Below are 19,883 nucleotides of genomic sequence, written 5' to 3' on the forward strand. Positions count from 1 at the left end.
GAAGCGCTTATGCGCTTCCTACTCCACTCAAGATCATCGGGTGGGGCTGGATGTACCTCTCGACGGTGCTCGACGACTTCTCGCGCTACATCATCGCCTGGAAGCTATGCACCAACATGCGGGCCGAGGACGTGACCGACACGCTGGACCTCGCGCTCGCGGCTTCCGGCTGCGACAGCGCCAAGGTGCTGCACAAGCCCAGGCTGCTCAGCGATAATGGCCCCAGCTACATCGCCGGCGAGCTGGCGGAATATATCGAGGCCCGGAAGATGAGCCACGTGCGCGGCGCCCCGTGCCATCCGCAAACACAGGGCAAGATCGAGCGCTGGCACCAGACCCTGAAAAACCGCATCCTGCTGGAAAACTACTTCCTGCCCGGCGACCTTGAGGCCCAGATCGAGGCCTTCGTCGAGCACTACAACCACCAGCGTTATCACGAGAGCCTGAGCAACGTGACGCCCGCCGACGCCTACTTCGGCAGGGCACCAACGATCCTCAAACAGCGCGAAAGGATCAAACGACAGACCATCGAACATCGGCGCTTGCAACACCGCAAGCTCGCCGCATAAAACCCAACCCCAGACGAGGTCCGCCCTCCGCTAATCTAAGCCGCGATCTGTGCCGAATGTTCTGACGACGGACATGCTGATCCCCGGGCTCCCTGCGCGCGAGCAGCTTCTGCCCTTCAACCGTGTCGATCACGATGCCGAACCAGCTGCAATTCTCGCGAATGACGCCGACTGGGATCGCGCATTTGTCGGAGGCGAGGCAATAGTCGATGATCGGAATGACCGCGGATTTGCCAGTCTTCGACGCGCCGCTGATGACGTTCACGACACCCGGATGGAAATCCAGCTCGCGGGGCTTTTCATCGGTACGTGGCCAGAGGATCAACTTGAGGAGCTGGAAATACATTAGAAGTCGATCCTCAAGGTTGATGCGATTTGTGGAAGGCCGAGCTTGGAAAACCAGTAGCCGATCTTGTCGGCAGCGCTCGAAAATCCTTTCAGCCGTTCAGGGATGGAGGGCTTCTTCACATCAAGAAAATCGAGCGAATATCCGTGCAGCAGTGCGGAGCCATGGTCGATGCGAATGAGCCGAGATGTCGATGCGACGCCGATCGACTGGAGGCTAAGCGGCCTGAGCAAACGCGCGCGTGAGTGAAGTTCGACAAGGACTTCACGTTCGCGGTCGAATTTAGCGGTGAACAGGGTTAGGCCGGATGCCTTTCTGGTCGACGCAACGGCGTCGAACGTCTGCCGGTGAAGCAGCATCGGCAGGACGAGGAAAGCGAGCAGGAACGGCGCAGCCTCAGCGGCACCGTCCTCCTGATACCCCAGCGCGAAATTCCAGATGAGATAGGCGCCAATGCCAGGGTTCTGGATAAGTTCGAGTTCGGTGAGGTCTGTGCTTGCAAAGGCCGTCATTCAGGGGCTTCTCCCAGAAGCGATTCATAGTCCGCGTGCCAGCCGAGTCGACGGCGATCGGCCAGATCGTTGAAACTCCCATGGACGAAATGCCCAGGCACTATCCGTCCTTCGAGCGGGGCCTGATGCTGCGCGCACTGACGGTAGACTAGCCGCCCCTGAACCGGTGCCGACCGGTCGGAATGAAGATCTGATACATCGCCCCGGATCATGCCATGACGCCTAACAAGATCGTCGTCCCAGGTATCGAGGCTACCAGGAAAGATCACGCCGCGATCCGCCCAGTCGGCCTTGTCCGCCGAAGCCCGCAGATAGTCGCTGACAGCACGCAGGCGCTCTTCGTCATTGGCTTCGACGAGCTCGAGCTGCCGAATGAAGGTCGGCCTAGTTGTGGCGATGTCGGCCACCAAGTCGTCGCTCGGCGCACCGCCGAACGACGTGAGCAGGCCAGGCATATTGTTTTGCCGGACGAACGCGTGAAAATCGCGCCGGAAGGTGTCGGCATCCAGGATTGGACGCTCGCCCCGCTGAATGAGACGGTCGAGCGCCTGCTTGGCCTGCCCGATACCGGACTTAATGAGGACGTCGATTTGGTTCTCGCTGATGACCGGTAAGAGAACGGCCCGAATCACGTCGAGGGGATCTGCCCCTTCCGACTCCAATGCAAACCGCGTCACGATCGCCATCTGCTGTTCGGCAGGCGCATCAAGAAACGGCTGGAGATGCTCGGCGCAACCAGGCACCGTCTTCAGTTTCGCCAGCTTGGTCCGAATGACCTTCAACGCAGCCTCGGCGGTAGCAACATCGTCAGCCGCCGACAGCGCCTGCACGAAATCACCCTTTTTCTGCGGCGTCACATACAGGCGGTAATTGGTAAAGCCCGCATCGATCTCTTTGCCGACGATCATGGCTCGCCAGTTCTCGAACGCTTTCCAGAGATCGCCGGCCCAGTCAGATACCGGGTTTTGGCGGAGCGCACTCTTGGTCTGCTCGAGCAACAGCTTGCCGTCCGCATGATGGACCGCAACGTCGTCCTTGAACTCCAGCGACACCTTCGCGCCTTTTGGGCTTGTCAGTAGATGATAAAAGACCCGCACTGGTTGCAAGGCAAAACCAAGATATTGCCCAGGGGCGCTGTGCTTGGCAGGTTTCGTCTCCGCATTCATCCGTTAGGCCCCCTTGTCCGCCATGCTGTTGAAGTCGCCGTGCAAGGTCAAGAGAACATGGCTGATCTCGGTGTACGTTTTCCTGACGTGAGCTGTAACCATCTGCTCGCTCCGACTGTGATCGAGCCTTGTCCTATCGGACTTCGCGAACAGCGACAGAAATGGCGCTTGCGGGATTGATCGAACCATTGCTGGACGCCTCACATTGGTGCGGAATGCCATCGGACTGCTCAAGCAAGCTAGAATAGTGGGTTTCGACAAGAGCAGCCGTTCTGACGCGGGCGTGGAACGGCTCCACTTGGCCGACAGCAGGCTGAAGGCTTACCGCAGCCTAAGCGAATGATCGTCGGAAATCACCGGGTTTGAGATGCTGTTGCGTAAGCCCGCTGCACGCATTTCCACAGGTAGCTCAACATTGATGAGGATTGATGGCACCCGGTCCATTGAAAAACCCCGCCGTCGAGAACAAATACAGAATAGAGGGGTATACTATGACTACCAAGAGCGCTGACGAATACCTTGCTGCACTGGCCGACGCGCTCGCGATCAGCGAGACTCGCTACGACCAAGCCTGCCGGAGCTACGCTTCGCTCGGGTCTTGGCTGCATCGCCCGGAATCGACCGTCCTGCGCTACGACCCGCAGATCTACGTGCAGGGGTCCTTCCGTCTCGGCACGGCGATCCGGCCGCTGAACGACGAGGAGGAATACGACGTCGACTCGGTGTGCGAGCTGCGCCTGCTCGGCACGGGCGACCTCAGCCAGAAGGCTCTGAAGAAGCTCGTCGGCGACGAGATCAAGGCGTACCGCGTCGCGCAGAGCATGGTGAAGCCCGTCACCGAGGGTAAGCGCTGCTGGGTGCTGTCCTACTCCGACGGTGCGCAGTTCCACATGGACATCGTGCCGGCGGTCCCGAACAACTCGCGCCAGAAGCTGCTGCTAGAGGCCCGCGGCCTCGACACCCGCTGGTCGGAGACGGCCATCGTCATCACCGACGTGCGGTCGCAAACCTACGAGCACATCGCCGACGACTGGCAGCGGTCCAATCCCAAGGGATACGCGAAGTGGTTCCAGCTGCGCATGGGGCCGATCTTCGAGAGGAAGCGGCGTGCGATCGCGGAATCGGTGCGTGCCAGCGTCGAGGACATCCCGGAATACCGCGTGCGGACACCGCTCCAGTCCGCGATCATGATCCTGAAGCGTCACCGCGACGGCATGTTCATCGACCGGTACGACGAGCGGCCGATCTCGGTGATCATCACGACGCTGGCCGCGCACGCCTACAACGGCGAGGAGAAGATCTCCGATGCGCTGTATGCGATCCTGGCGAACATGGACCGCTTCATCGAGCGTGACGGACGCACCCTCATCATCCGGAACCCATCCGATCCGCTCGAGAACTTCGCCGACAAGTGGCCGACGCATCCAGAGCGGCAGGATGCGTTCTTCGAGTGGCTCGCGCAGGCGCGACACGACTTCGGGCAGCTGGCGCAGCAAGTGGAGCGTCGCCGACTCGTCGAGAGCGTCGCGCCTCGGATGGGTGCCATCGCCGAGAAGGCGGCCGCCCGCATGGACCCAGCCTCGGGCAGCATGCTCCGCCCGGCCGTTTCGGCCGCGATCATCGGGACCGGCGCGGCGAGCGCCCCCGTCTTCCCAAACACCCGCCGCGAGCCGACCTCCCCAAAGGGCTTCGCTTGATCTGGTGGGCCGAGCAGCCCGGCCGCGCCCAGTCCGAGCGGAACGCGATCGGCGATCTCGCCGAGAGTAGTCCCTGGCTTGTCAACGTCGAGATGCGTCTTGTCGGCACCCAGCTGGCGTTCGACTTCGACCTCGAGGTCGGCGAGCGCACAATACCGCTGACGCTCGTCTACCCCGACTTCTTCCCGGACGCGGCTCCTTCCATCCTCACGCGCAACCCCGAGTTGCTGTCCGGTCACCAGTACGGCCCGTCGGGGGAACTCTGTTTGGAGCATCGGCCGGACAACTGGACACCCGACGTCACCGGCGCGATGATGATCGAGAGCGCACACCGCCTGCTGTCGTCAGAGTACGAGACTGGGCGGCCCGCCCCTGCCGACCACCGGACGACGCGGGCGCAGAGGATGCGTTACTCTGCGTTCCGCTTCCTGTTCTCCCGAGACACGCTGACTGGGCTCGGGTCGCTGGCCGAAGGCGAGGTCGCCGAGGCGCAGATGCAGGAGCAGGACGTCGCTGGCACCTACGTGGCGCAGCTGTCCCGGATCGGCTCGGAGGACGCCCCCCTGTGGTCGGAGACGAAGAAGCGCGGCGGGTACGTCCGGTCCTTCCCGGCGGTCGTGGTGCGCGTGCCGGGGGGCTGCGGCCGCGCTTCAAAGGATTTCGATGAGCTCAAGGCGCTGCTTTGGGCTCACGGCCATTCGGGCCTCGCGACGGACCTCAAGGACGGCTCAGACTTGGTCGGCATCGTACTGTTCGACGGAAAGCGCATTCACGTCCCGATGGTGTTCGGCGACCCGGGCGCGCGGAAACTGATCAGCTACGACGCGGTATTCGCCGAAGCGGACGGCGTCAGGCTCGACCCCGAATACGAGCGGCTCAAGACGTCCAAGGTCGCGATCGTCGGCTGCGGCTCGGTGGGTTCGAAGGTGGCCGTGCAACTCGCCCGGTCGGGAGTGGGCAGCTTCGTGCTCGTCGATGGCGACGTCCTGTCGGCGGGTAACCTCGTTCGCAACGAACTCGACTGGCGCTCGGTCGGGGTCCACAAGGCACCGGCGCTTGGAGCGCGGCTGATGGAAGTCAACGCCGACTGCACCTTCACCGCCCGCACGAACCCGCTTGGCGGACAGGAGAGCGGCGCGATGGCTGCCGCGACGATGGCGGCGATCGAGACGTGCGACCTTATCGTCGACGCGACCGCCGATCCCGGCGTGTTCAACTTGTGCTCCGCGATCGCTCGCCGCGCTGAGAAGCCGATGTGCTGGGCGCAGGTGTTCGGCGGCGGCGCCGGCGGCATCGTAGTGAGACTGCGGCCTAATCTTGACCCGACACCGCTGACGGCGCGGCAGAGGATCGAGGCCTGGTATGCTGAGCAGGGCGTCAACTGGCCCGACGACGGATCTGCGAAGCCATACGAGGACCCCGGCACCGAAGGCGTGCCGCTGATTGCCGATGACGCCGACGTTGCCGTCATCGCTTCGCACCTGTCGCGCTTCGCGATCGACTTGCTCGCCCGGCCCGAGGCAACGACATTCCCCTATTCCGCCTACGTGATCGGGCTCAGTGACCGATGGCTGTTCACCGCCCCGTTCGACGTCCGTCCGATCGACCTCGGCGCAAGTGATGCCTGGGGCGTGCAGCCGGGGACAGTCGACATCGCGGCACTCAAGGAGCTTCTGGCAGACCTGACCACGAAGAAAAACGATGAGGATTGAGATCACGCCGAACGTCAAGGTAGCGCTCAGGCGCTCGCTCCGCGCCGCCGGTCGGCGCGAGATCGGCGGGGTGCTCATGGGCGAGCAGATCGAACCGGGCCACTTCCGCGTCGTAGACCTGTCTGTCGACAACGGAACCGGGGGCCGCGCGCACTTCGTGCGGAGCCCTGAAGCGCACGCCGACGCGCTCGACGCGTTCTTCCGCCGAACGGAAAACGAATACGACCGCTTCAACTACCTTGGTGAGTGGCACTCCCACCCGCGATTCCCCGTCACGCCCAGCGTCCAAGACGCGGCGTCGATGGTCGACCTAGTCCACGGCGAGCGCGGCATCGACTTCGCGGTGCTGCTCATCGTGAGGCTCGACTGGTGGCGGTGGATCGCCAGCTCGTGCACCCTGTTCCACCGCGGCCACCAGCCGTCCGCCGTCGAGATCCTGGAGGGATGACCATGCTCAATCATTTCCTGCGCTCGCTCATCGACTGGGTGTTCAGGCGGCGGTCGGTCGGCGCCTCCCTGATCAAGATCGGCGTCCCGCTGTATGCACTGGTCCTCGCCAGCCTGACCATCGGCGTCAGGATCCCCACCAAGGACGGCCCGTTCGTCTTCTCATGGGACACCTCAGGTGGCGCCGCCGCGCTAAGCTGGGCCGTCTTCATTGTCGCCACGGTCATCGTGCTGACGGGCCTGCTGCTGGTCGTCCGCGACGTCCGCCGCGAGAGCCGCGAGAAGGTCATCGTTATAGAGGCTCGCGGCCTTCGCGACGCGTTCGTCGTCGATGTCCGGCAGGGGCTGGTCGACGGGCAGATCGTGAGCCCGGGACGCGCCCTGCAGCAGCTGAACGGTGTGCCCGACGACATCGCCCGCCGGACTGACGGCACCAATCGGGCCGACGTTTCCTTCGCGCTCGGCGGCTTGGCGCCCGTCCCCCTCCTCTTCCTGCTCGGCGTAATCGTAGACGACGAGCACCGCACGCTGTTCATGGACTGGGATCGCAAAGCGCACATCTGGCGACCGCTCGACGAGGACGACGACGGGAGGCGCTTCGATGTCACCGGACTTGGCGCGGTCGCCGGCGGCACCACCCGCGCCGCGCTCTGCGTCTCCGCCTCCTACGACGTGCTAGACTGCGACGTGCGCCTGGTCGAGCCGACCGCACCGATCATTCGGATGGACCTGCAGGACCGATCGACTGCGTCGCATTGGTCGGATGCGAAGCAGCAGCAGCTTGCCCAGCAGTTTCTCGACACGGTCATGGTGCTCTCACGGCAGGGCGTCACCGAAATCGCGCTGTTCCTCGCGGCGCCAGCCAGCCTCTCGCTTAGGCTCGGGACCGTCTACGACAGGCGCAACCTACCGGGCGTGACCGTGAACCAGTTCGAGCAGGCGGACGCGCGGAAGTTTCCGTGGGCGGTCCGTATGCCGGTCGCGGGTCTGGCTACCCCTGAGCTGGTGCAGCGCTGATGCCCGTCGCACCCGTGCCGGTGGCCCCGGCGGTCGACGTCGCGAAGCTCGGCCACTCGATGATCGAACTGGCTCCTACCGAGTTCACCCGCGACACGATGCTCGGTGCCGCGCTCGCGCTCGACCAGCGCGAGAACCCCCTTCGGCTCAACCTCTTCGCCACGGCCATTCGAATCTTCCTCGATCACGTGATGGACGCACTCGCGCCCCGCGAGCAGGTCGAGGCATGCCGTTGGTTCGAACCAGTGGAGGGTCAGGACAAGCCCGTGCGCAAAGCGAGGCTGACCTACGCGCTCATCGGTGGCCTGACCGTGGAGCAGATCGAGAAGATCACCGGGATCGACGTCAAGCCACTGATCAACGAGGTCATCGGCGCCTACAGCGACCTCAACAAGCAGGTCCACGGGCGCGAGGACACGATCGTCCGCGACTTGGACGAACAAGACGCGATCGCCCACGACGTGCTCGTCGCCCTCGCGGCGCTGCTCGAGGCGCAGCGCGATTACCGACGCGAGATCGTTGATGGCATCGCCGACGCGCTCCGGTCGGAAGCGGTCGAGAAGTTAACGACCGAGACGGTCGGGGAGATCGACATACTGGCGGCGCACTACACGGTCGACTGGGTCGGCATCGACGAGCGCCACGTGGTCGGCATCACCGCCACCCACGTTGAGTACGAGATCACGGGGTCGGTCGGGGTGACGCTGCTCTACGGTTCGGGAAGCGACCGGCGGCGGGGCGACGGCGCAGAGATCGGGGAGGAGTTCCCGATCGGGATGCGCTTCCAGGTTCCGGTTGAGACACCGCAGGACATTGGCAAGGCCGAGATAACGAGCGAGATCGACACGTCGGCATGGTTCGACAATGGCGACGATGACGATTTCGATGACGGAGTTCGGAACATGGCTGACTCCGACGTTTAGGGGCTACCGCTAGTCTTGGCCGTCAATGCTGCATGAACAATCGGCAGCTTTTGGGATACTCAACCAAGCGATCGAACGACCGGGATTGGGGCGGAAAGCCAACCGGCTAGTTTACGCCACCCTTATGACGGATTTCAGTAAGAGCCGACGCTCGCATCACCGACGCTGAATGTCTTGACCTGGGCGGTCCCTTCCATTCCAACCATTCCAGCGCCGTGGCCGGTAGCGTCAGTGGACGCGCTTGACAGCGAGCACTATCCTAAGCCGCCATGTTCCACCTCCACTGCACCAAGAAACTGCTAGATCGGATCAAACCCGATATCGCGGAGCCCCGACAAAGCGACACCGCCCTCGGCAATTGGTATGCCACCGTCCTGTTATGGAAGCCGCAGGTAGCCTTGCTGGTTTCTGAGCGCACGCTGCTTCCCGTGCTAATGCCGCTGGCCCCAGTGGCCACAATTGCTCGAAGATTCCCCGCACAACTGGCTCTGATTCTGAAGGAGCACGGTGTTCCCAGCGAGTTCATTGCCCAGGAAGTCTGGCGGATGGACCAGGTCCGGTACGCGAAGACTGCGAACCGGAGCGTCGTCGGCATCCTCAATGAGTTCGTTAAGCAGGCTGAATTCTGGCTGGCCGCCTATGCCTATGAAAAGGGCGATGATGACGACCTCCTGGCGATTTCCGCCAAGCTAGCGGATACACCGTGTAGCCCGCTGTACAAGGGCCCGGTTTCGCCGGACAAAGCCCTTCATCAACTCGTGAAGACTGGTGCGCAGACATGAGCCTGGTGGCTGGCAATTGTGCTCGCAGATCCTACAGCACTCGGCCGGAAGCCCAAATCATGCCGTCAGACAGGATCGGGCGGTAAATCGACGACACGGAAAACAGCCCCTGATCCGGCATCACGGACAAGGTCAACGCGCTCCCCATCCCAGTGATAATCGAGGTGCCGTCCCTGCAAGGGGTTTGACGCGCAGTCCGGGTAGAAGAGTGCGACGCACTCCCCACCAGGATGACGGATGCTCGGGTAGACAATGCCGTCGGATTCCGAGCCCCTTAGATTCACAGCAAGAGCTTGAGATGCCGCGTAGCTGTCAGGGTCCAGCATCGGGTTCGGTTCTGAATCGGCAGCTCTTAGATCATGTAGGTCTGCATCGACCGCCATGACGATCTCCCGGAACTGCGAAGTCCAGCCAGGCGCTTCCTTTGTCCGTGCCATGAAGCGAGTATGGTGATGGATCGTCTCGAACAACGCGGTCTCGAACTGGTCCCCTACGTAGAGTACGCCGTAGCTGCCATCGGTAAAGCGGCTTGGCCGGTCGGTGCTGACATGGGTGAACGGCGCCATGAGGTAGGAAGCGGCGTTGCCGCCGACGCGGCGGTCGACAGGCACCAGATCCAGATTGCCAATCGTCGCCATGATGCGGGGATTGGTCTTCTGCTCGGCCGAGATCAGCAGTGGCCAGTCGGCTGGATCAGCGATGTCCTCGAACAAATCGATCGGCGGAAAGGCGCTGCGGATGATCCTGACAGCGCCCTTCCACTCAACTCGAGAAACGGGGATATCCGCTATTCCGCTCACCAGCCACCACGCTCGGCGTCGAGGTAGCGACGCACCCGCATGATGTCGGTAAGTTCGCCCCCGAGCATGACTTCGAGCGCACTGGATCCGCCAAAGGCATTGTTGACCGACCTTATCCAGGCATAGCCGCGCGTTGCCTCCGAGAAGATGATCCGAAGCGCCTTGTGGATGCCCATGAGGTTGGAGAGCCGAGCGCGGCCATCGCGAGAAACGCGCCCGGGGCCTTCGGCCTTCCAGCGCCGATAGGAGCGCACTGGCATGTCGAGCAGGGTTGCCGCCTGGTCGTCGGTCAGCTCCCATTTGCCGAACAGATTGAGGACTGCCCGGAACATGGCCGCTGCCTCGTCCTGGGTAATCGGATCGGGACGGAAAGCGGTGACGGCAGTATCAACGGGTTGCAGAGCCAGCATGGCAAATCTCCATATGGCATCATATACGCCAATCAATGCCATTCGGCAATGGCCTATGCGGATGATGCCAATCTGGCAATCACGCTCGCTGCGCCCTCGATCGGCACGAACAGCCGCGTCTGGTAGCGGATGATTTCCGTAAAGCAGCCTTGGGCCTTGTACCAGTCAAGGCGGGCTACGCTCCATCCGGTCAATTCAATTCGCTGTGAGCCATTGACCAGACTGCGCTTGACCATGAGCTGCTCACGGCCGGCGAATTCCATGGGTCGGCCGGTCGCTAGGACGGTCTGGACGATGTCATCGGCGGATAGCGTTTGCTCGCGTTCCAAACCCAGCGCCCGGCACAGTTCGGGCACGCAATGGGCTGGAACCTCCCGGCCAAGGAGCGACCGGCCATCTACCGCCGAGATGCGGCTCACCCTCACGAAATCCGAAGGAAGCTTGTCCCAGACCGGCAGCAGAAGGCCCGTCGCAAGATAGAGGTGCTCGCGCTTGTGGCTGGTCCGCGCTTCCTCAACTTCGGCTGCCCAGGCTTCGCGGAAAGTGTCGACGGAGACCCCCTCCCAGCTGCTCTCAGCCAGCTGATCCTCGGTGATGTGGCTGCGCTTCAGCGGGCGCAGCAATTCTAAGCGGGAAATGCGCGTGCCGTCATCGGCAAGAATACTGCGGGCGGGCACGAGCAAGGCGACCCGTCCTGATCGGGCGTTCCGAACAGGCCGCTGGCTTTGCCCAGTGAGGCCGTGGAGCTCCTCGAGCCTCTTCAGCGTCAGCGGCTTCAGGGCTCTGGCAATTTCCAGTTCCAGCAAATGGGTTGTTGCGCCCGACGCCGGATCCGTGCGCAACAGCGTGTCCGACAGGAGCGTGAAGTCCTCGACCGCGATGGTCTCAAGGCCGAGATCGAGCGTACCGGCCTGCCGGGCAGCATCGATACGCGCCTCGACCAGCCCCATGAACTCATCGAAGATCGCGTTCTGCAAGGCTATGGGAAGCGCGAGGATGCGATTAAGCCAGCGCTGGATTGACGGCAGGTCATCTACCATCGACCCGTCAGGGGCTTCGATCCTGAGACCTGTCAGCTCCTGAAAGCGCCCCAAGCTGACCGCCTCGAGCTTACCGGTGAACAACAGGCCGAACCAGCGATGGAGCGCCTCCTTGGCGTAAATGCTCTCGAGATTGTCGGCGGGATCGAACAGGTTCTGTCCGCCGGTCTGGCGCTGCCCGCGCGTCAAGGCACCGAGGCTGTCGAGCCGCCGCGCGATTGTCGAGATGAACCGGCGCTCGCCGCGTACATCGGTCGTCACCGGCCTGAACAGCGGGGCCGATGCCTGATTGGTGCGATTTGTCCGCCCCAACCCCTGGATCGCGGCATCAGCACGCCAGCCCGGTTCGAGCAGGAAGTGAACGCGGCGGGCCTGGTTCTTGGATGCGAGATCGGCATGGTAGCTACGTCCGGTTCCTCCGGCGTCGGAAAAGACAAGGATGCGCTTGGTGCCGCCCATGAATGCCTGGGTTTCAGCGACATTGGCGCGGGGTGAGCGGGATTGGAGTTTCTGACGACCATCGCGGCCGACGATGAGCCGGCGTGTCCGGCCGGTCACTTCCGCCACCTGATCCACGCCGAAGCTTTCGATGATGGCATCAAGCGCGGTCGCGATCGGCGGCAAGGCGCAGAGCTGCTCGATCATCCTGTCGCGCGCGGCGAGTGCTGATCGGCACAGCACCGGCGCGCCTTGTTCGTCGCTCATCGGCTCTGAGCGAGGATTGCCGTTTTCATCGGTGAAGACGGCCATGAGGCGGACAGGAAAGCTCTTGGCGAGATAGTCGATCACATATTCCCGGGGGGACAGATCGATCTCCAGTGCTTCGCGTTCTTCGTCCGAGAGGTCGGCAAGCCGACGATTGAGCATGGCTTCTGCGGTCGAGACCAGCTGGACGACAACGGCGTTCCCCTCGGCAATCGCCGCGTCGATGGCTGGTAACAGGCTGGGCAGCTTCATCGACAAAAGCAGCTGCGCGAAGAAGCGCTGCTTGGTTCCTTCGAAGATGGACAGCGCTGCGGACTTGGCGCCCGAGTTGAGCGTCCCCCCGGTTTCGCTATCGACGATCCGTGTCGCCTCCAGCGCGTCGCGCAGGTTGGCGTGGATGATCGCCCAAGCCTCAGCATAGGCATCATAGACCGCAATCTGATTCTCGCTCAGGCGATGCTCGAGGATCTCGTATTCGACGCCTGCGAAGGACAGTGCGCGCGCGGTGTATAGGCCGAGCGACTTCAGGTCCCGGGCGACCAACTCCATCGCTGCGATACCGCCGTCACGAATGTCAGCGACGAAGGCCTCGCGATTGGCGAAGGCTGTCTCCGGCCCCCACAGGCCAAGGCGCGTCGCATAGGCCAAGTTGTTGACGTCAGACGCGCCGGTTGCCGAAGCGTAGAGCACCCGTGCGCGGGGTAGGAGGTTCTGCAGGCGCACGCCAGCGATACCCTGCTCCGATCCCTTGACCTTGCCTCGCGATCCTTCACCGCCAGCAGCATTGGCCATGGCGTGCGCCTCGTCGAACACGATCACGCCGTCGAAGTCATCACCCGCCCAGGCGAGGATCTGGTCGAGGCGGGTCGCATCGTTTCGGCCTGACCGAAGGGTCGGGTAGGTCACGAAGAGAGTGCCCTCTCGCATGGCTATGGAGGTGCCAAGTTTCCAGGATGCAAGCAGCTGGATGTCAATCGGCAGGCCGCCAAGCGCAGCCCAGTCGCGCCGGGCATCTTCCAGCAACGCTTCGTTCTTCGAGATCCAGATATGGCGGCGTTCACCGCGCACCCAGCGATCGAGGATGACGCTGGCAACCTGACGGCCCTTCCCGGCGCCCGTTCCGTCCCCGAGGAAATAGCCCTGGCGGTACGTCTGGCCTTCCGCAGATGCCTTGAGCGAACAGCCCTTGTCCTCGGGCTCGAACCGACCGGGAAGATCGCGCGCATGGGCGCTTGCCGCGTAGATCAGAGTCTCTGCCTGGGCAGCAGACAGCAGCCCCTTGGCAACCACCCCGTCGGGCAGCTGCGGCACCGCTTCGGGCATCGGTGCGGCGATCGACCCCATGGCGACGGACTCAACGAGCGGTGTTGGATGCTCGGCCGCGCCATCGATAACGATCCTGCTCGGGCGATAGGGCAGATAGTGGCCGACCTGAGGGGCAAGCGGCGCAGGGGTTTCGAGCGACTGGTAGGTGAGCGACCCGATAACGGTGGCTGCAGGAGTGAGCCTGGCTGATGTCGGCAGCGGCCTGCGCGGCGCGGTCACCAGGCGAAACGGCGCACGAGCCGGGAGGCTCGATTGCTCGGGAACAGCCTCCAAGCTGGCGCGAGCCGGCAGAGCATCGACAAGATCGACCAGCTGGCCGATTTCGCTGGTACGGATTGTGACGGTCTCCTTGGAGCCTCCCACCTTGTCGATGACCAGCAGCCGGGTGGTGATCCCGGTGCCATGCCTGACGAACGCACGTTCGACGGCGACATTGAGCCGCAGCGAAGCTGGCCCCTTCAGCCCGGCCAGAAACCTCGCGCAATCGAACCATTCGGGCATGATCGCGACAAGTCGACCGCCGGACGCCAGACGGTTCCAGGCCGACCTCAGGTGGCGCGAGCCGGTGCGACTATCGTGCCCTCGCTCGATGCCGTGCGAATAGGGAGGGTTCATCAACACGACGCTTGGGGTGATGGCTGGATCAAGCAGTTCGTCGATCAGCTCGGCGTCATGGCCGGCCACTCGGGCAGCCGGGAACATGGCATTCAGGCAGTCGCGGCGGAGCGGCGAGATTTCGTTGAGAGCAAGGCGCGAGCCGGCCTTGGCGGCCCAGACCGCGAGCATGCCCGTTCCGGCCGAGGGTTCCAGCACAAGCTCGTCAGTTGCTAGCGCGCAGGCCCGAGCAGCAAGCCAGGCAAGGCGCGGCGGCGTCGCAAACTGCTGCCATTCGATCTGCTCGTCGCTGCGATTGGTCTGGGTCGGCAGTCGGGAATCGAGGGAGCAGAAGAACTGTTCCACCTCGTCGATCGACGCCGAGAGCAGGATCTGATCCGCTGCTCGCAGGTATAGAACCTGTGCCAGCTCGGTAGCTGCATGGGCGTCACGAACTGACCAACGCCCGAGAGCATCGCTCCCCCCGAAGTGCTCTGTCATGATGCGCGTGACGTCGCTGCGTGAAAGCGCGCGGCCTGCCTCCAACTCGGATGCCATGGTCTGGGCCGCCATCACAACGACGGGTGGTGATGGTTCATCGAATGGGAAGGCGAGGGAAGAATTGGACATGGGAACCTCCTGACGAGGTCCTGCGGCGGGCAGGCCTCAATCAGCCAAAGGCCCCCTCCCCTCTGCCCGATAGATCAGGTTTTTGGGCAAGCCGCGACTGCAGCTCATCGTTCCAGTCAAAGCCAGGCGATGCCGGTGCTCGCGAGTGGATGACACGATTAGGCGCAGCATAGGCCTTCAGCGCTCGCTCCTCGGCGAGAGCGCCTCCGGCATCATTGTCGATGAACAGGTAGAGCTCGCGCACGCTCTCCGGGATCGAAACCAGACCGAACCGCTCGTTTCCAAGCGTCGCCCAGCACGGGATCCCAAAGAGCTGCATGGCTGAGAGGGCGCTCTCGATACCTTCGGCAAGGCCCAGCCTCCCTTGCACCGGGGGAGCAACTCTGACGGCACCAAAGCCGAGACTGCCAAGCGCACGCTTGGGTCGTTCGAAGCCTGCCAGCTTGCCACTCGCCACATCGAGAAATGTCCTGTGTACTGCGATAATGCCAATGTCAGTCGTGACTGCGGCCAACATCGCAGGGATAAATTGGACAGCCCCGCGTGGCCCAAGCGGCGTACGTTCCAGGTAACGGAGCCGGTCAGATGCGTGCTGGAGACCGCGCTGTGCGAGATATCGTTCGACCGGGCTGTCGGAGATCGCCGAAGCCGATTGCCACAAGCGGCGCGCATTGGGACTGAAATCACTCTGATTTTGCCGATCAGCTGTTCCAGGGCCAGAACCATCAAAGAGCTCTCGGCTGCGAACGCCCTTGCGATCCAATGCAGCAATGACGTCCTCATTCGAACATCCGGCGAAGCAATGGAACAGGATGGCCTTTCGCCCCAAGGTCACGCTGAGCGACGGTGTGCGGTCGTCGTGGGCAGGACAGCAGCACATGCCCTTGCCCTGGCGCCATGTTCCCTTGAGGCGTTCGACAATCGTGCGGGCACGGCGTTCGAGTTGATGACTTTTCTCTAGCTGGGGCATCGACCTACTCCGGTTGAGGTGCCCTCCCCGTGCAGCCTCCGCTCTGCACCAGCGCCAAAGCATTTTCCTACATCGTTTGTTCTTTATATGTTCTAGCTAGATTCGGCTATAGAAGGATCGAGAAATGACAATGAAAGCCCTTTTGATCTTTGGCATTGCCATCGCATCAGCCATGCCTGCCAATGCCCAGGAACTGCCAATGCCTGATTTACCAGAGCAACATGCCGGTCCTTCAGGCGGCATTCGGATTGCCGAAGCATCGAACGGGTTTCAATTGGTCGAGCATGGGTTCTGGCAAGCCGCGCAAGCCGCCCCAGCACCAAGTTCGAGCGTTGCAGAAAATGGACGGGTCAACCTGCCGTACAGATACGAGCCCAAGGCCAAAACTGCCCCATCCGGGTTTCGGCGGGCGAGCTACCTGCCCCACGTCTATGCGGCGGAAGCGAAGTATTCATTGCCTACCGGCCTGCTCGACGCGCTCGTCTGGACGGAATCCCGCTATAACCCCCTTGCTGTCAGTCCGGCAGGCGCTGCGGGCCTTGGCCAGCTAATGCCAGCAACGGCAAAGGAACTCGGCGTCTTCAATCGATTTGACCCCATGGCCAACATCTTCGGCGCGGCGCGGTATCTGAGGCAGATGCTCGACAAGTTCGGCGTGGTTCACCTCGCTGTCGCAGCCTACAATGCCGGTCCAGGTGCAGTCGAACGCGCGGGCGGTATACCGCGGAATGGCGAGACGCCCGGATATGTCCGCGACGTCCTTCGCCATTGGCGCTTTTAGCGGTCTATCCCCAAGTTAACCGAAACAGAGGCAATCGACGGATTGTTGCCGGGCTGGACCATTTTGCAGGCAAGCGACTGCACGCGAGTTTAGCCGCTTTTGGCCTCGGCTGGATACTTGGCTACAATCTGTATTACCTCCTTACCCCACAACGCCAACGCCTCGCGCTTCTCGTTGGTATACTGGTGTCGGTGATAGACCCCAGCCACACCGGCCATAGCTGATCCCGACTGGTGATTGAGGACCGCTTCAGAAACCACCAGAGGTATGCCGAGACGCTGGAGGCCAGTTGCCACCGTCCGCCGAATGTCATGCATTGTGAAGTGACCGGCTTCGTAGCCGAGCTTCTCGTCCACGCTTGCTCTGATCCGCTTCCATGCTTTCGAGAGGCCGCTAACGCTGTTCGTGCTGGTGACCTTCGATGCCAACAGGATTTGGGATTGCTTGTGAGCGTCGTCAGGGTCGATCCCTGCGGCCATGAATACCTCTGTGACGACTGCAAGAGCCTGCGCGGACAGCGGCACCACATTCGCTTTGCCATTTTTCGCTCGGTCGCCCGGGACGGTCCAGACCTTCGCCTTGAAATCGAACTCGTCGCACGCTGCATCGAGCACTTCTCCCCGGCGTTGAGCCGTAAGGACAAGCATCTGGACAAGGTGACCAAACGGATAGCCATCCTCGACCGCAGATTGCCATAGTGCCGCGAGTTCTCGGTCGCTGAGTACGCGATCGCGAGGTTCATTCCGCTTCGGACGCCACGCGTCCCGGCAGGGATTGGCAGGCATATGCTCGAGTCTGGTGAGTGCCCAAGTGTAGAAGGTCGAAAGATGGCGATAGACGATCCGCGCCATCGTCAGGGTTTCCTTGCCCCTCTCGAATGCGATCTTCTCAACAAAGCGGCTCACGTCACCTCGGGTAATGGAGTCCGCGAGGCGGTCTCCCAGCTCGGGCTCGATGTACTTTCGGAAGACCCTATCGAACTCCCTCGCGCTGCGCTTTTTGCCTTCGATCTGCTGGGACAGATACGTCTCGTAGAGCTCGGCGACCGTACCGACGCCCTTTGCCCCCTTCCTTTTAGCACCCGGCTTTCTGGCAATGCTCTTGCCCTGCTCGACATCGACCAGCAGATCACGCGCCTTCTTACGGGCATGGGCGAGGGTGAAACTCGGACCATGGCGTCCGATTGTCACGTTCAACCATTTGCCCTGAACCCGCTTGCGCAGAATGTACGTCTTGATACCACTGGCACCCATGCGGAGCCTCAGGCCAGGGACGATACCATCGGCCAGTTCAATCTGACCCGCAGCCGGCGCCTTCAGCCCTGCGATCTTAGCGTCCGTCAAACCTACTTTGTTCGCCATATGCACCTGCTACCTTAGGTAGCTTTTTGTAGTGGATACTGGCGAACATTTCAAGAACGATACGGACCATGAATCTCAGATTTCCGCCATTTTTGGACACATGCGGACGCGCTAGGACCCTCTGATCATGGCTCTTAATCAGCGGGTCCTAGGTTCGAGCCCTAGTGCGTCCACCACCTCCCAATCAGCCAGACCTGATGGAAACGCCAATTCCGCCTTGGCGTATGCGCGCCTAGCTTCTTGTCATCACGAACAAGGAGAGCAGGCGTGGAGAGGGTGACACTGTGGGGATGGATCGACTTTGAGGGCAAGGATGCGACAGCGATTGTTCGCGGTGGCGCGCAATTCATACTGCCGACGTACGAGGAGCGCGGATGCATCCACTATGTCTGGAATGCCGATCCGCTCAAACCTGACCGTATTTGGGTTTTCGAAGAATGGGACAGCATCGATGCGCTGGCCGAACATCTCGAAGGGCCACTTTACCGCGCCATGGCCGGCTACCTTGCAGAGGCCGGCATGACCGGTGCAGAGGTCGACAAGTATCGCGTGGTCCAGAAGCAACCGGTGTACGACGGCAGCGGGGTCCCTCAGGCGGCGTTCGACTGACTTGCCATAAAAAGCGCCGGAACCCGAAGGCTCCGGCGCAAGGTTTTCGCGTCTGGTTCGACGTCGAAGGTCAGAACTTGAAGCCGGCAGCCACACCGTAGCGGCGCGGCTCCAGCGTGAAGATGTTGGTGAACAGCCCCGAAGACTGGTCCGTCACGTACAGACCGGTCGTTGCGTTGTTATTGGTGATATTCTGGATGTAGCCACGCAGGTACCAGCGATCATCGCGGCCGTTCAGCTGGATCTGGGCGTTCATGACCTCGTAGCCCTTGATCCGGTTGATGTTGCCATTGAAGATCGTGCCGTAGCTTTCACCGGTGTAGTTGATGTCGAAACGCGGTACGATCGACATGTCGCCCATCTCGATGGTGTACTGGATACCAGCCGACCACTTGAACTCCGGCGCCTGCGGCAGTTCGTTGCCCCGGACGTTCTTTTCGATGCCCGAACTGACCCGGATGCCACCGAAGGCGGCACCAGCGGCGCCAGCCGCCTGCGCTGCAAGCGCACCGCAGATAGAGAACGCGCCAGTGGTGTTCGTGCCGGGAATCGGGGTGGTCGGACGCAGGCCGACACCGGCGTTGATGGCGTTTACGAAGCCATTTGCCGCCGCAGCGCTGACGCCGGTTACGGCGCAGTTCGAACCAAGCGTGATGTCCTTGATGATCACGGTGTCCGAGCGCCCCGCCGACACGTCACGGGTATCGACGAAGAATTGATCGCCTACCACCTTGGTCTTGAGATAGCTGGCCGACAGGTTGACCAGCAGGTTCCGCGTCGGAGCCATGATTGCTTCTGCTTCAACGCCATAGATATTCGCGTCAATGTTGTCGTTGACCGAAGTACGCGCGGTGATGCGGCTGAGCTGCAGATCCTTGTAGCGATAGTAGAAAGCGGAGAGGTTCAGTTGCAGGGCGCCAAAGCGGTTCTTCGACCCGATTTCAAAGGAATCGACCGATTCCGGCTTGAAGGAGTCATTGACCGAGCCGACCGAAAGCGGCGGGTTGATACCGCCTGACTTGTAACCGCGCGAGTATGACAAGTAAATCAGGTTGTCCGGGCTGATCTGGTAATCGAGCACCGCACGGCCGGTGAATCTGCCAAAGCTGACCGAGCGTTCCTGGAATGCCTGCACGCCAGCAGTACCCTTGTCGAAGTCGCCAGCCGTTGCATAGTTCAAGGCATTTTCGAGCGCTTGTGCCCCCACGGGAGCGTAGATTGCACCACCGCCAGCGAACTCACTCGACAGGCCGTTGCTGAGCAAGGTGGTACGTGCCCGGGTGAACTTCTTGTCGTGGTTATAACGCAGGCCAAGCGTCAGCTTAACCTGGTCATTGAACTTGAAGTAGGTCTCACCGAAGATGCCGTAGCTGTCGAGCGTACCCCGCGCCGTGTTACTGCGGAAGAAGGGCGAAGGACGGAATACAGCTTGTCGTCCGTGAACAAAGCGAAGTTCGTTTCGGTGCCGGGTAGACCGGGTCTGTCA

General features: G+C 62.0%; 17 protein-coding genes, 1 tRNA gene and 1 pseudogene. 10 read left to right on the top strand and 9 right to left on the bottom strand.

What is annotated here, in order from left to right; translation table 11 throughout:
- On the top strand, positions 1-569 hold a 569-nt coding region (locus tag AX703_RS21320), incomplete at its 5' end, for a DDE-type integrase/transposase/recombinase (RefSeq protein ID WP_156452159.1).
- On the opposite strand, the gene AX703_RS26925 is transcribed toward AX703_RS21320, so the two are convergent.
- Genes AX703_RS26925 through AX703_RS21335 form a run of 3 tightly spaced genes read right to left on the bottom strand, consistent with a single transcriptional unit; the run spans position 514 to position 2,593 of the window.
- Positions 514-915 (bottom strand): hypothetical protein, encoded by a 402-nt coding sequence (locus tag AX703_RS26925; protein ID WP_197423798.1) that lies wholly within the window; start codon positions 913-915, stop codon positions 514-516. The two genes, AX703_RS21320 and AX703_RS26925, sit on opposite strands and share 56 nt — an antisense overlap.
- A complete protein-coding gene (locus AX703_RS21330; protein ID WP_062347053.1) occupies positions 915-1,427 on the bottom strand; it encodes a three component ABC system middle component in 513 nt (170 codons plus the stop codon). The genes AX703_RS26925 and AX703_RS21330 overlap by 1 nt, the downstream gene beginning before the upstream one ends.
- Complete coding sequence (locus tag AX703_RS21335) at positions 1,424-2,593, bottom strand: ABC-three component system protein (RefSeq protein WP_062347055.1); 1,170 nt, start codon at positions 2,591-2,593, stop codon at positions 1,424-1,426. Before AX703_RS21335 ends, AX703_RS21330 begins: the two co-directional genes overlap by 4 nt.
- 491 nt (positions 2,594-3,084) lie before the next feature.
- Here AX703_RS21335 and AX703_RS21345 point away from each other — a divergent pair, with 491 nt between their 5' ends.
- From AX703_RS21345 to AX703_RS21370, 6 genes are all read left to right on the top strand, one after another.
- The gene (locus AX703_RS21345) at positions 3,085-4,290 is read left to right on the top strand and encodes a nucleotidyltransferase (protein ID WP_062347059.1); all 1,206 of its coding nucleotides are present in this window, start codon (positions 3,085-3,087) and stop codon (positions 4,288-4,290) included.
- Positions 4,287-6,002, top strand: coding sequence for a ThiF family adenylyltransferase (locus AX703_RS21350; protein ID WP_062347061.1), 1,716 nt, complete (start codon positions 4,287-4,289; stop codon positions 6,000-6,002). Before AX703_RS21345 ends, AX703_RS21350 begins: the two co-directional genes overlap by 4 nt.
- On the top strand, positions 5,992-6,450 hold the full coding sequence (locus AX703_RS21355) for a Mov34/MPN/PAD-1 family protein (RefSeq protein WP_062347063.1): 459 nt from the start codon (positions 5,992-5,994) through the stop codon (positions 6,448-6,450). Before AX703_RS21350 ends, AX703_RS21355 begins: the two co-directional genes overlap by 11 nt.
- Before the next feature lie 2 nt (positions 6,451-6,452).
- A complete protein-coding gene (locus AX703_RS21360; RefSeq protein WP_062347084.1) occupies positions 6,453-7,466 on the top strand; it encodes an SAVED domain-containing protein in 1,014 nt (337 codons plus the stop codon).
- The gene (locus AX703_RS21365; protein WP_062347065.1) at positions 7,466-8,389 is read left to right on the top strand and encodes a hypothetical protein; all 924 of its coding nucleotides are present in this window, start codon (positions 7,466-7,468) and stop codon (positions 8,387-8,389) included. The genes AX703_RS21360 and AX703_RS21365 overlap by 1 nt, the downstream gene beginning before the upstream one ends.
- Positions 8,390-8,658: 269 nt before the next feature.
- Positions 8,659-9,171 carry a hypothetical protein gene (locus AX703_RS21370; RefSeq protein WP_062347067.1) on the top strand — a complete coding sequence of 171 codons (513 nt, stop codon included), beginning with the start codon at positions 8,659-8,661 and terminating at the stop codon, positions 9,169-9,171.
- 65 nt (positions 9,172-9,236) lie between these two features.
- Here the strand turns inward: AX703_RS21370 and AX703_RS21375 are convergent, their stop codons facing one another.
- Genes AX703_RS21375 through AX703_RS26930 form a run of 4 tightly spaced genes read right to left on the bottom strand, consistent with a single transcriptional unit; the run spans position 9,237 to position 15,646 of the window.
- Entirely contained in the window at positions 9,237-9,971 is a 735-nt protein-coding gene (locus tag AX703_RS21375) for an RES family NAD+ phosphorylase (protein ID WP_062347069.1), read from the bottom strand.
- Positions 9,968-10,381, bottom strand: a complete 414-nt coding sequence (locus AX703_RS21380; protein WP_062347086.1) for an MbcA/ParS/Xre antitoxin family protein — start codon at positions 10,379-10,381, stop codon at positions 9,968-9,970. Before AX703_RS21380 ends, AX703_RS21375 begins: the two co-directional genes overlap by 4 nt.
- A gap of 53 nt (positions 10,382-10,434) precedes the next feature.
- On the bottom strand, positions 10,435-14,676 hold the full coding sequence (locus AX703_RS21385) for a bifunctional class I SAM-dependent methyltransferase/DEAD/DEAH box helicase (RefSeq protein ID WP_062347071.1): 4,242 nt from the start codon (positions 14,674-14,676) through the stop codon (positions 10,435-10,437).
- Positions 14,677-14,716: 40 nt separating this feature from the next.
- Complete coding sequence (locus AX703_RS26930; protein WP_082734725.1) at positions 14,717-15,646, bottom strand: toprim domain-containing protein; 930 nt, start codon at positions 15,644-15,646, stop codon at positions 14,717-14,719.
- A 124-nt stretch (positions 15,647-15,770) separates the two neighbouring features.
- Between AX703_RS26930 and AX703_RS21400 the strand changes: the two genes are divergently transcribed.
- Complete coding sequence (locus AX703_RS21400; protein WP_062347078.1) at positions 15,771-16,427, top strand: lytic transglycosylase domain-containing protein; 657 nt, start codon at positions 15,771-15,773, stop codon at positions 16,425-16,427.
- 89 nt (positions 16,428-16,516) lie between these two features.
- Here AX703_RS21400 and AX703_RS21405 read toward each other — a convergent pair whose 3' ends face one another.
- Positions 16,517-17,788 (bottom strand): site-specific integrase, encoded by a 1,272-nt coding sequence (locus AX703_RS21405; RefSeq protein ID WP_062347080.1) that lies wholly within the window; start codon positions 17,786-17,788, stop codon positions 16,517-16,519.
- Between the two features lie 94 nt (positions 17,789-17,882).
- Here AX703_RS21405 and AX703_RS27565 point away from each other — a divergent pair.
- Both AX703_RS27565 and AX703_RS21410 read left to right on the top strand, forming a co-directional pair.
- Positions 17,883-17,964: transfer RNA gene (locus AX703_RS27565), tRNA-Lys, on the top strand.
- A gap of 91 nt (positions 17,965-18,055) precedes the next feature.
- Positions 18,056-18,397 (top strand): putative quinol monooxygenase, encoded by a 342-nt coding sequence (locus tag AX703_RS21410; protein ID WP_062347082.1) that lies wholly within the window; start codon positions 18,056-18,058, stop codon positions 18,395-18,397.
- A 70-nt stretch (positions 18,398-18,467) separates the two neighbouring features.
- On the opposite strand, the pseudogene AX703_RS21415 reads toward AX703_RS21410, so the two are convergent.
- Positions 18,468-19,799, bottom strand: a pseudogene (locus tag AX703_RS21415) (TonB-dependent receptor domain-containing protein); the annotation flags it as partial.
- Between the last annotated feature and the right edge of the window lie 84 nt (positions 19,800-19,883).

Source organism: Novosphingobium sp. CCH12-A3, from assembly GCF_001556015.1.
Taxonomy (GTDB): Bacteria; Pseudomonadota; Alphaproteobacteria; order Sphingomonadales; family Sphingomonadaceae; genus Novosphingobium; species Novosphingobium subterraneum.